General features: G+C 54.8%; 11 protein-coding genes. 1 reads left to right on the forward strand and 10 read right to left on the reverse strand.

Annotation, left to right across the window (positions count from 1 at the left end):
• Positions 1-482: 482 nt before the first annotated feature.
• The 10 genes from ORL50_RS12970 to ORL50_RS13015 all read right to left on the reverse strand — a co-directional run bounded on the left by ORL50_RS12970 (position 483) and on the right by ORL50_RS13015 (position 11097).
• Positions 483-1874 (reverse strand): His-Xaa-Ser system-associated MauG-like protein, encoded by a 1392-nt coding sequence (locus tag ORL50_RS12970; protein ID WP_237885442.1) that lies wholly within the window; start codon positions 1872-1874, stop codon positions 483-485.
• Positions 1849-2244 carry a TIGR03982 family His-Xaa-Ser system protein gene (locus ORL50_RS12975; protein WP_095145084.1) on the reverse strand — a complete coding sequence of 132 codons (396 nt, stop codon included), beginning with the start codon at positions 2242-2244 and terminating at the stop codon, positions 1849-1851. The genes ORL50_RS12970 and ORL50_RS12975 overlap by 26 nt, the downstream gene beginning before the upstream one ends.
• Positions 2241-2870: a His-Xaa-Ser repeat protein HxsA gene (hxsA, locus tag ORL50_RS12980; protein WP_095145085.1), complete on the reverse strand. Its 630-nt coding sequence runs from the start codon at positions 2868-2870 to the stop codon at positions 2241-2243. Before hxsA ends, ORL50_RS12975 begins: the two co-directional genes overlap by 4 nt.
• Positions 2863-4044, reverse strand: a complete 1182-nt coding sequence (hxsC, locus tag ORL50_RS12985; RefSeq protein ID WP_095145086.1) for a His-Xaa-Ser system radical SAM maturase HxsC — start codon at positions 4042-4044, stop codon at positions 2863-2865. Before hxsC ends, hxsA begins: the two co-directional genes overlap by 8 nt.
• Complete coding sequence (gene hxsB / locus ORL50_RS12990) at positions 4037-5482, reverse strand: His-Xaa-Ser system radical SAM maturase HxsB (RefSeq protein WP_095145087.1); 1446 nt, start codon at positions 5480-5482, stop codon at positions 4037-4039. Before hxsB ends, hxsC begins: the two co-directional genes overlap by 8 nt.
• Positions 5479-5757, reverse strand: coding sequence for a hypothetical protein (locus ORL50_RS12995; RefSeq protein WP_141234448.1), 279 nt, complete (start codon positions 5755-5757; stop codon positions 5479-5481). Before ORL50_RS12995 ends, hxsB begins: the two co-directional genes overlap by 4 nt.
• A gap of 804 nt (positions 5758-6561) precedes the next feature.
• Positions 6562-7203 carry a YMGG-like glycine zipper-containing protein gene (locus tag ORL50_RS13000; RefSeq protein ID WP_266015273.1) on the reverse strand — a complete coding sequence of 214 codons (642 nt, stop codon included), beginning with the start codon at positions 7201-7203 and terminating at the stop codon, positions 6562-6564.
• Between the two features lie 32 nt (positions 7204-7235).
• Positions 7236-8885, reverse strand: coding sequence for a hypothetical protein (locus ORL50_RS13005; protein ID WP_266015276.1), 1650 nt, complete (start codon positions 8883-8885; stop codon positions 7236-7238).
• Positions 8882-9694: a hypothetical protein gene (locus tag ORL50_RS13010; RefSeq protein WP_266015279.1), complete on the reverse strand. Its 813-nt coding sequence runs from the start codon at positions 9692-9694 to the stop codon at positions 8882-8884. Before ORL50_RS13010 ends, ORL50_RS13005 begins: the two co-directional genes overlap by 4 nt.
• A gap of 179 nt (positions 9695-9873) precedes the next feature.
• On the reverse strand, positions 9874-11097 hold the full coding sequence (locus ORL50_RS13015; protein WP_266015282.1) for an OprD family porin: 1224 nt from the start codon (positions 11095-11097) through the stop codon (positions 9874-9876).
• Between the two features lie 227 nt (positions 11098-11324).
• On the opposite strand from ORL50_RS13015, the gene ORL50_RS13020 reads away from it, so the two are divergent.
• Positions 11325-12230 (forward strand): LysR family transcriptional regulator, encoded by a 906-nt coding sequence (locus ORL50_RS13020; RefSeq protein ID WP_266015286.1) that lies wholly within the window; start codon positions 11325-11327, stop codon positions 12228-12230.
• Positions 12231-12355 lie beyond the last annotated feature (125 nt).

A 12355-nucleotide genomic window follows, 5' to 3' on the forward strand; every position in this document is an offset into this window, starting at 1 on the left:
AAGACGGTCAAGCGTCACGGCCAAAGCGTGCAAAAAGTGGCGACTGTCGCCACTTTTGTCGCCACGCTCCAGGCCCCGTGCTGCATGGGTTGTCGCCGCTGTCGCCGGAGTCGCCACATCTCTAGACATAGTTCTACGACAAGCTCGGTTCTAATGCTGAAACTGCGTTGCACTTGACAGAGATTGAGGGCAATTACTGATGGGTAAAAGAGGAGTGACGCTAATCAAATTTGAAATGGAAGGATGGAACGAAGTGCCTTCGACAAAAAGCGAGTGAACCCTCCGATCGGCGCGATCAAAGATCGCTTGATCAGAGGGTTTGGCGGGAAAAGCAAAGTCTCAAGCATCGAAACTTGTTGATCGGGATACAGCAGCTTCACGAAGGTTGAGCAGCGTCTGCTGCAAACGCAGCAGAAAACCGGCCTCAAACGCTTCCTGAAAGTCCCCTGGAGGATGACGTTTTCGGTTCTGCGCAGTGCGATTCATTCAACAATGAACTGATTCATCCCTGAGGGGACTGATTTAGGCAGAGCTTCATCAGTTGACAAAATAGGATCTGATTGCAGTGCCTCTAGAAACGCGACGACTGCCCCCACGTCGTTTGGCGCCATCGGGTAGATCTCGGCAAGGATGGGGGAGCGGTACCTCAGCAGCCGCCCCGCGAGTTCCGCTTCGCGAGGTCGGCCTTTCTGCGCGGCAAACATTAATGGAATGGGGTTGAAGTGATGACTAATGACTTCTTCCAAGGATGTGAATACACCGTTGTGCCCCCATGGCCCAGTGCGCGTAACATTACGTAGCGGTGGAGTGCGAAATTGAAAGCGATCTATGGCCAACCCCGTCGCTTTTGCCCTTCCATAATCTAAATAACCTCCGTGTTTGCCAACGTCGAGTTGCGGCACGGCAAGTCCGTGATATTTAAAATCCGAGAACTCCTCACCTGTATGACAAACCGCACAGCGCCCTTTCCCGAAGAAAATCATCGCTCCTTTTTTTTGCTGCTGGGATAAAGCGGAGATTTCTCCTCTTACATAGCTATCCCAAGCTGCTGGCTTAAGCTGAAACGCCAAGGAAATGTAAGCTGCCAAGGCATTGCCAATATGAGTAATATCAAACTCGCTTGTAGCCGGATAAGCTGATTGGAAGAGTTTTCTATATTCTGATTGCATAGGGGTCGAGGCGGCCGAAGTGCCTAACAAGCGTTTAACCAAATTACTATAAACATTCAATGTCCGCTCTTGAAAGTTGTCAGGGTCGACTGTCATATCGACTAGATCCGCATGGTAGGTGGCTTGGTTCTCACCTCCGCGGCGTACAGATCGGCCCAGCATCTCATCAGGTTCAACTTGGGGAAAGCTTGCTGCGACGGCAAGTAGATTTTCGAATCCCTTTGGCAGTTTATTACCCATAGGCGATTCAAAATTCCCATTTTCACCCATCTGTACTCGTCCATCCCAAAATAGAGCGGTAAAATCGCTTTCTCCACGATTAAAAAACGGGAGCACATTTCTGGGTATGACAAAAGCTTCTGGAGATTGAAGCCTTTGCTCTCCCACTCCGCTTGAGCCGATACCCACAGCCATAGGCAACCCGTCAACACTGCCTTTGCTACGGACGTGACAAGTCGCGCAAGTCGTGTTGTTTGGCCCCCCCATGACGGGATCAAAAAACAGCATCTGCCCTAACTTTTCCTTCGGCCCCATGAACAACGGCCTGGTAGTCATGGGCTCAACACGATAGGCAGTGAGCACTTTCCTCAGAAGTTGATCTTCATGGTTAAGTTGCGACGCCTGCAGATGGCTAATCCAGGAGAGGAAAATAAAATACGTAAGAATCGACTTCCTCATATTAAAATCTATCCATGCGATGAGCATCGACCATCTGCTGTACCGTGATTTGTTCTACTTCAAGTACCTCCAGGCCTAACATCGCCAGTTGGTCTTCTGATAGACCCTGAATTAATAGCTGTTTACGAAGTATGTCGTAGTCGTGACAGACCATCATCCCAACGTCTGCACTTAACCTGAGACGTTCGGACTGTGGATCATTTCCGATCAATCCCCGTAGCGCAGCTTCCTCATGCATTGCCAGGTCGCACTCTAAAGCGAGTCGCTTGTACTCATCACCGTGACTATATTCGGCAATAAGCGGTCGAACATAATCATGGAAGACAATGAAGCCCAGTCCGATCACGGATATCACAGGAGCCCAAAATCGAATATATCTATAGACCTTATGATTCATTTGGGAACAATCACGCCTAAGGCGTTCAGTGTTTGCGTACCCATCATGCCATCTGCAGGCAAGCTGTTATGAGACTGGAATAATTTCAGTGCCAAACGAGTTTGCTCGCCCATCACGCCGTCTATGGTGCCAGGTTCATAACCTTTGATAATCAAACCCATCTGTACGCGCCGAATTAGCTCCATGAGTTTTTTATTATTAGGATCGAAATCTGAGCTGATGGGGCTGACTGTCGAAGGCCTTCCTGCGTCTACAGGATTGCGGCTACCGGTGGAACCACCAAGACTGTTCGAACCGCTCGTTCCAAAGTTGCTCGAGTAAGGTGTTTTTGGTGCTGAATAGGCAGGACTAGGGGGGGAATAAGTCTTACTTGGAGCCGTGTAAGTCCGGCTTGGAGCAGAGTAGGAACCGCTTCCTGAACTGTGAGATGAATGCGAGGAATGTGACGAGTGGGATCGATGGGCTGCGTATAGGTTATCGCCGGGCATGTTAAGCGGACGCAAGCTGACCGGATCGAGTCTGCTGCCGAAAGGGTTCTTCAGCCCCTGCTCCAGGGCTTGCACATCCGTGTTCACCAAAGAAGTTCCGGCAATGAATGCTGACAGCGACGTGATGAATTTAGACATTGATAATCCCTTCAATTTTTTGGATTTTCATCGAATGTTTACCTGGGTGATGCCATGAGAAAAGGCCTGCACACTCTGTTTTCACTCTGCACGTAGCACAGTCCTCAGCAAACGTACGTTTCCAATCGGAGATGCTTTTGTGTGCATACGGCCACAGAGTTTGTGGCAGAGCGCAGAGTGGGGCATTCATCAAAATGGCAGGTACCTTCGCTCGCTTCAGTGTCCTGAAGCCGTGACTGAGCTCCGTGCTCCAGTCTCGAAGGTCAATGTCGGTCAGTTCAGGGTTTGCCAAAGCAAAGCCAATGGGTTCACATGCCATTAATGCGACCTCACGGACGAAAGGCAAATTACGACCAATGAATTCGCAAAGCGCTGCAAGGTTTTCCAAAACAGGGCGAATCAGCACGATTCTCAACTGAACGGCTTGCCCAAATCGACGAAGATTCAATAGACCAGCCAGTGTCTCCTCAAATGCCCCCGGACTCTGCACGACAAAGTCATGTAGAAAGTCAGCATGCCCATAGAGCGGCACCATCCATGTCACGCGCTCACTCAACCCCTTTAACATGTGCTCAGCATAGATCGGATCAGCTAACAGCCTGCCGTTGCTCAACACGTCGTACCGAGTGCTAGGATGTTGATGAGCAAAGGTATCAAGCACTAGACGTAGATGCTCACCCAGCAACAAAGGCTCTCCTCCGGAAAATCCCAATGTATGCGGAGAGCTAGCTATATGATTGGCGACTTCTACCGCCTCGTTCACCAACCAGCTATCGTCATGTTTTGTCGGGGGCTGCGAGCACATTAGGCAATAGCTATTGCACCGATTGGTGAGGAAAACAGTGTGGTGCTGGTCTGTATACCGAAATAGGACATGCGCGTGATTCATGTGGTCGGCGACGGCTACTACGTCTTCGTCCATCAGAATGCCGCCGGTTTCAACCACAGTCTCTGCCTGCCATTGGCCTGCGGCATGGAGATTAGGTGTCAGTAAAATTAGGTTGGTTAGCCCAGCACTACGCAGTTGCGCAACTTTGGTGATCCCCTCCGCATCTGCGGCCCTCACTAAAAATCTCAATTCGGGTCGCCACTGCGCGCTCAAATTCTCGAGCGAAATGACTCTAGCTACTGTTCGATATCCAACGCCATGCGTTCGTACACGGACCTTACGCATCAGAATATCCAGCGGGGTGAGCCCAGCGATAGGCAATATCGAGAAAATCGTCGTCGGCAGTTCGTAACTTACGAAAAAAGTATTCGAAGAGCCATTTATATCGTTTGCAGTGTTCAGTAAGCAAAGCAACAGTCCTCATGTCACCAAACTCAGCTTGCGCCCCCACTGGATCAGGCCCGCAAAAACTATTGAACGCGCAAATTTCACAGCCCACTGCTTGAGTAGAAATACTTGTTTCTATCAGCTGCCTCATGACAGGAGAAGTCATTAACTGTGCAAGGGACTCACCAATAGAACCTAAACGCAAAGAACAATCTCCCGTTTCGGCGAGCATCCGTGCCTCGTCGCTTGGATAGACATAACCATCGTAGTTGTAGACCAGAACAGCAAGGCCAGACCCTGTCGGGCTTTGCAAATCGACGTAACCCGCATCGAAGGGTGATAAAAGTTTGTTAAAAATTAGTGCGGCGGTACCTTCACGCAACTCAGTACCTCTGGCGTTCCATTCTAAGACACGATGCAAAGCTTTCTGATAGAAGTTTGTGAACTCTGGAAGGGTGTATCCCAAATGCTTGATGTTGCGTTTGGCAAATCCATACAAGCTTAACGGTCGTATGAAAATTTCGGTGAATCCATTTTTTACATACTCATCCACAATGGCCTCAGGGTACGCAAGAGAGGCTTTAGTTGTGGTCATCAATGCTGCAACCGCGTGTGGCCCCATGATACGCCGTGCCAGTTCGATTCCTGCCAAAGTCCGGGCATGCGAATCACGCGATGGTAATGGGCGGTTTTTATTGTGCAACGTCGCCGGGCCGTCAAGGCTCGTTGAGAGGTAGACCTGATTATTTCTAAAGTACTCACACATTCCAGAGGTTAATTGGTGCAACGTTGATGCAACCACGAAACGAATACGGCGCTTGTGTTCCAGATTCATCTTTTGAATAAGATCAATTGCTCGTTGAATAAGATCGAAACGGAGCAGCGGGTCGCCACCTTGAAACTCAATTGTCAGAGCATTGGCCTGACTTTGAAAAATAGTCGCGCAAGCAGCATCAATCTGAATTGGGGTCATTGAATGACCCACATCTTCAAGACGTCTGCTGACTTGGCAGTATTGACAAGAATGTTCGCATTGAAGGGTAGGCACAATTATGTGCAAAGACTGACCTGCCAATACAGTTTCTTTCCGGGCCGCTATTCGTGATCGTAATAGCTCTAGAGTTCCGAAAGAACTTTTTCCGGTCAAAAAATACTTAGATTGTAGTTCCGCGCGCTTTTTGAACTCTAATTTTTCAGGTGCTTGGACTAGAGCCGACAATTCCTGTTGCGTCAAAAAGGCATGGTCACCTGCAGCACTAACGGCTACAACGGACTGATCGTCGAGCCGATGAAAACCGAATGGCAGCAGGCTTCCCACAACGAAGTTAGCGTTCATTCAGAGGCCTCCATAAACATATCCAGCCGCACTAATGTATTTAGTGGAATTTTCCTACGAGTAACTTCGTCATCCAACAGTTGCGTCAAAAGCTCATTGAACGTAGGAATGTTCGATTTTTCTGAACAAAGCGCCTGAAGGCCCGCGTCCACCTGCCGCAACTCGTACCCTCTATGAATCAATTCAGCTTGAAGAGCAAGCGATAAAGGACGGTTGATATCTACCCAAAGCTTGGCCGGAGATGACTCAGGATAGATGAGATTGATATTCGTCACGGGCAACATTCCATTGATTTGCTTTATACATTGGCTCCATTCCAAAGAGCTAATTGCATGCTGACGTGTTCTGCCGATGAGACCAATTCCAACATTACGTTTTTACTCTGAACTTAAATCTTGACGAAAGATAGCAATATGATGTCGCTCCGTCCAAGTTTTTTTGGCTGACACAAACCCGCGCAGCTAACGGTGGCTTGCCTGTCAAAAAATAGGTGGGCTAGAACCCAAATCTTGCACCTCTGACTGACAGCTTTTGGCCGATTCTGTTGGAAAAGTCGGTCTGCCCAAACTGCCTGATCATTGACTGGTGAAAACGCCTTTTTTGCACGCGGCTACGTGAAGTCCGAATCCGGAAGCCCCTGCCAAAAGTAAAGATTTCAATCTCGGACGCGTACTTTTCTGATGCGCAAACCATGGCCGACTTTTTCAACAGAATCGGCCGGTTTCTGCCTGTCGCCACCTTCCGACTCGGATCGATTGCTACCTGTTGTCCCGACCGCTGTAAGAAGATCACTGCTTATCATGGATGCGAAGCAAGGTTTTCAGATCGAATACAAGCGAGGGTCAATGGAATGCTATTTCGTGAGGTATTCCAATTGGTATTCCAATCAAAATACAAAACTAATATTAATGATAATAATCAATAGGATAAATTACCGTTTCAAATTACCCCGGCTCCACCAACTCAACAAAAAAAGACGTCCACGGACGTCTTTTTTTGTGCCTCAAATCCAGTGGAATCAACCGCCACACCCACCCGGTACGCTTACCGACTCACCCCTACCCAGCCCCGAAACACCCCTAACCCTGCCCACTCGGCACCACCTGAATCGCCGACTGCGTACCCCGCGTCAGCTCGCGGTACTCGTACGTCACCTTTTCAGGCGCGACCTTGCCGGTGTAACCCTTCTTGATGTTGGCGACGATGTAGTTGAAGTCACTCTTGCTGTGGGTGGTGACGACGATGTTGGCCTTGCTGCTGGCGCTGGACACGTAGCTGCCCACTTGCGAGAGCGGCTGCTTGAGGCGTTTGTCGCGCTTTTTCACCAGGGTCTGCGGGACGTTGACCTGCATCGAGTCCATGCTTTCTACACTCGCGGCTCCGACGTCGTTGCGCTTATCCGCCGGCACCGCTTCTTGGCGGGTCGTCAGTTGCACGACCGCGACATCACCCGACTGGCGCTCGATGGCGGCCTTGGCCTGGCGGGCGTTTTCCAGGTCTTTCTGACGACCCACGTAGTAACCGGTCGGCGCGCCCAGGGCCGCGCCGATGGCGCAACCGGTGCCAGGGTTGCCACCCGTCCCGGCGGCAATCGCCGCACCGCCGATGCAACCGAGCACACCACCGACCGCCGTGCTGGCTATGGGCGAGTTCTGGCAACCACTCAACAACAAACCGGTGCAGGCGAGCAATACGGTCGATACAGCAAGTGCGCGCGACAAGGGCGATTCCTTTCGAGACTGAATTTGAGCATTCATTGAGGCTGGTAACCGTAGGTCAAGCCCCCGAGCAGGTGCAGGCGCACCCGTTCGTTGAGCGGGTAGAACACCGGCTGGACCTGCGCCGTCCACTGCACGCTATGGGCAATGATCCAGCCCATGAGCCCAAGCGTAGAGCCGCTCTGTTGCTTGAGGTCGAGAAACAGCGGCTGCTCGGTGACCTTGTTGGTCCAGAGCATCGGCACCGTCAGCACCACCAGCGCGTAGCCGACGAAGGCGGCCACGTAGAGCCTCGGTGGCACATAACACAGCGCCCGGGTGAAAAAGCCCAGGCACTTGAAGATGTGGGTGAAGGCGCCGAGCAGGGAAAACAGCAGGGCAATCATCGGCACAATCAGCGCTCGGTAGCTGTCACGGCCGATCTGCGCCTTTTCGCCTCTGTCGCGGTAGTTTTGCGGGTCGACCAAGCGATCTTCGATCAGCTGCTTGGCATCGAAGCTGATGGTCGGCCGGTATACGGTTTGCTCGAAGGCGCTGGGCGACAGGTCGGGTTGCAAGGTGATCAAGTACGGCAAGTGCAACGCGTCACGCCACTTGTTCTGGATCGGCAGCTGCGCAAAAAACTGCCCGCGTGGCAAGCCCGGATCGATCCATCGGCCGACCGACTCTAACCCCGATGCATAGGCACTGCGGGCATCCATTTGTACACGTCGGGCGACGGCGCGATTGAAGCCCGCACGGTCGTTGGGGCGCCAATCGTCGGCCACCGCGATGCCCTTCTCGCGCAGCGACTGACGGACCGTGTTGGCATGGCGGTTCGGCACATTGTTGGGGGTCAGGCGGCGGTTGCGTTGCTTGAGGCTCTGCACGTAATCGTTCCAGGCCTGCTGCTGGTGTCGGGCGATGGAGGCCGCGCTGATTGCCTCCAGGTAACGCTTGCTGCCCTGCTGGTACTGGCGATAGCTGTCATCCAGCTCGGCGAGGGAGTCCTGGTAGTGGCGATAATTAACCTCGGCATCGCCGCGCACGGTTTCGGCGAACAACTCGAAAAACGGCTGCGCCTGCGGCTTGATGCTCTCCGTCAGGTGATCCTTCGACAGCAGCATGATGGGAAGCGTCGCCAGCAGAGTCTTGCCCTCGGGGCGCTGCAAATCCTCGGTTGTGAGGTCCAGGCCAGTCAGGCCGAAATCGCGGTGCACCATCAAGTACGTCATCGGCACGCCCAAGGCCGCGCGCGCACGCTCATCGGGCGTCGAGCGATCGACCAGATGATTGACCAGCGCCAACTGCGCAAAATAAGTAGTAGCCACGCAGCCGACAATCACCAGGGCCGCCCAGATCGTCGTGCGAAGACGGCTCCAGCCCAGACGCAAACTCTTTTTCAGCACCGAACCCAATCCCAACAGGGCCACCGCCGTGCCGGCGATCAAGCGCCCGTAGACTTCGATGGACTCCACTTGATGCTGACTGGCCAGGCCGCCGACTACGTCCAGCAAGCGGGCGTTGAAGCCCATTTCGACCATCAGGTACAGCAGCGTCAGGGTCAGCATCACCAGGACCAGCACACGTTCCTGGCGCCGTGGCAGGGGGTTCTTGTCTTCCCGTAGCCAGTGCAGCAACGCACTGGCCAGCGAGCGGCGCCGCGCCCGGGGAGCAAATTGCTGGAGCGGTGTCAGGCTGGTCACGACTCGGTCTCCACCCTGGAGATCAGGTTGATCTCTACTCGGCGCCTGGGTGGCGTAGTGGCCTGGGCATGTTTGACGACCGCGTCAGCCACCGGTTGCGGCAGCTGGGAAGGAATCGACACCTTGGCCGGCGGTTTCGGCGCAGGTTTGGGCGTCGGCGGCGCGGCAGGCGGAACGCGCGCAGGGGCCTCGGGAGTCGTTGCGGTATTGGGCACCGGCGCAGGCTTGGTGACCACTGGCGGCTTGGGTGCCGGTGCGGTGGCAACCACCACCGGCCGGGCCTTGGCTAGGCCTTGCAGCAGCCCCGGCAGGTCGACCTTCATCGGCCCACGGAAATTCTTATCCTTCGAGGAATAGGTCCAGGCTTCGGAGCGTCGGTCATTCATCTGCATGGCGACGAAACTCTTGCCGTCCTCACTACGTTGGAAGGCCAGCATGTCGCCACAGCGACCCAGTCGATAAGGGCCCCAGACGGTCTTCCCGGAGATCACCACCAAGGCGGTTTGCGAGTCGCACTGGGCGGTGCGATAGCTCATGACCACCGCCGTGTCGCCGTCCAGCTCCATGGTGGTTTCAACGGTGCTTTCACGCCAGTCGTCCGGCAGTTGCACCTGCATCTTGCGCTCATGCAGGCTCAAGTAGGCTTTGCCCGCCGGGGTTTCCATGTGACTGAAAGGCCCGGCCACCGAATTGAAACGACCGATCACCTGGTCGGCCTGCACCCCGAACGCGCTGCACAGCAGTACTAGCAACAAGCCGCGAGAAACTAGGCGGCCCACTGTTCGCAGGGTTCTGATGGGTCTCAACATGGTCTTCCTTAACCGGGTATCTGGGCGAGCCGACATTTCGCTGCGCGCCCGGATGCTAGCATAAAGCCACAAATTCGCGAAAACCCAGCTTACCCGGTGGACGGCCCAGAGTCCTAGTGTGAGTGCCCTTGTGTGAGCTCATCTACTCCCAGCGGAACGCTTGCGACGGGGCGATTGCATCACCACAACGCGATGTCATAGGTCAGGTACAGCCGCCAGTTATCGCGATCGCTGGCGTACGTGGAGCGGTAAGTTGCCTTGCGCACTTCCATCCCCACACCTTTGAACGCGCTGTCCTGGATGACATAACGCAGGTTGGTGTCCGACTCCCATTCACGGGCTTCGCGGCCCCGGTAATCGCCGTTCTCGCCCTTGTAGTAGCGGGTCATGAAACTCAAGCCCGGAAGCACAGCGGCGAAGTCATAGTCGTAGCGCAGCATCCAGGTTTGCTCACCGGCCTGGATGAACTTTCCTACACCGGCATTGCTGAATGAGTAGACCGTCGAGACGCTGGTGTACGGTAACGCGGTGTCACCGGTGACCTTTTGGTAGCCCACGCCAATCGATTGAGCGCCCACCTTGTAGGTAAACAGACCGCTGAACATGTCGGCATCGACCACACCGTTGCGTGCCTCGCCCGCATCGTTGCTGATGAAGTAACGGAGGTCGCTGGTCAGGCTGCCACTGCCCACTGGCAGCTTGTGCACCAGGCCGACGAACTGCTGGCGATAGAACTCGCGCATTTCGCCGTAGTACCAGGTGCCACTGAGGTTTGGCGTGAATTTGTAGCTCGCACCGGCAAAATCGAAATCCGTGCCTTTATCACCCGTGTAACCCTGGGGATAAATATCGACACTGTCCGTCGAGTTGCGCTGCTTGAATTTATCCAGGTGCCCGGCATGCAGATACAGATCGCGCAGGCCGGTGTATTCAACCTGTGTGCCACGAAAGGTTTGTGGCAGCAAACGGCCGTCGTTGTAGACGAGCACCGGAATCTTCGGCTGCAAGTTGCCGGTTTTCACCAACGCATCGCCGATGCGCATCTTCGCCGTCACGCCCAGGCTGGAAAATCCGTCCGCCGCATGCCCGTCATCGTGCACCGGCAACAGACCGGTACCGGCATGGGTCGGGCTCGAGTCGAGTTTGAGGCCGGCCAGGCCCAGCGCGTCCAGGCCAAAGCCCACCACGCCCTCGGTGAAGCCTGATTGCAGGTTGAGCAGAAAGCCCTGGGCCCATTCCCGACGGTCGTTGCCACCGTCACGGTAGTCATCGTTGAAGTAGTAATTGCGCAGGGACAGTTTCCCTTGTGCATCCTCCACAAATCCCTGGGCCAGCAGCTGCGGTGACCAGCTCGTCAGTAGTGCGACGGGCACAATTGCGCCTCTCGTGAACAGCTCACGCATAACCATTTCCTCGGTGCCGTATTGTCGATTTTATGGGCAGTAGCAAAGGTCCCGCGAACGGGATATGTGTCGATAATCTTGTGGTGTCGCGCTGGACTCAGCGGCGCATTGGGGCGGACACTAACGACTCATCCGCACCTGCACAACGTTATGCGAGAAGCGCATCAGGCTATGCGCAAGCTCGAAATTCGCTACCTGGCGCCGGTTAAAACCAAGGGGATCCCTGCGTGAATCTCAAGCAGCTCGAAGCCTTCAAGGCCATCATGTCCACCGGCTCGACCATCGGTGCCGCGACGCGGATGGGCTTGTCCCAATCGGCGGTCAGTCGCCTGCTGACCCAGCTGGAAGAGACCTTGGGGTTTGCCTTGTTCCTGCGCAAAAAGGGTCGTTTGATGGCCACCCCCGAGGCCGAGGAGTTGCTGGCAGAAGTGGCCGGGCTGGTGGATGGCATGCAGCGCATTCATCGGTTGGCCGACGAACTTCGGGTCGGGCATTCTCGCAAGAGCCTGCTCAAGGTCGGCGTGCCAACCAGCATGACTCAGGAGCTGCTGCCGAAGATTGTTGCCGAGTTCCTGAAGGGGCACGAAGACATCGTGGTCGAGCTGCTGACCGGCTCCTACGACATGATCGAACGGGCAGTGCTTGATCGTTCGGCAGATCTTGGATTCGTCCGCCTGCCTACCGAGCTGGCGGATTTTGACATCGAGCCTGTACTGGAAACCGAAGGCGTGTGCGTAATGCCGGCAGACCACCCGTTGACCCGTCACGCAGTGGTCGAGGTCCAGCATTTACGCGACGTGCCATTGGTCATGCTGGGCCGCCAACGGGCGTTGCGTGCAGAGCTCAACCAGGTATTCCGCGCGGTCAACCTGACGCCCCAGGTACGAATCGAAGTGCACTCCGTCGGGGCCGCATGCAGCTTCGTCGCCGAAGGCCTGGGGGTATCGATCGTCAACGGGCTGCTGGCCAGTCACTTCGCCCATTTGCCGATCGTCACCCGACCGTTTCGCCCTGCCCTGCCCTACGCGTTCGGGCTGGCCTTCCGTCGCGACGAGCCACGCTCGAGCGTTGTCAGCGCCTTCGCGGAACACCTCAAGCAGCGCCTGAGCGAGTCATCTGTCGCTGGCAAATAGTGACAAAACGCATAGCCCAACCCGCTCCACGCATAAGATTGTGGGCCTCTGATCTTTGGCCTAGTGTCCGCCTCACCAACAGCCGACACCAACAAAAATAACCGCGAGGGCGTCCCTGCCAGCCA

This window comes from Pseudomonas sp. RIT-562, assembly GCF_026241895.1.
GTDB classification, from domain to species: Bacteria; Pseudomonadota; Gammaproteobacteria; order Pseudomonadales; family Pseudomonadaceae; genus Aquipseudomonas; species Aquipseudomonas mandelii_F.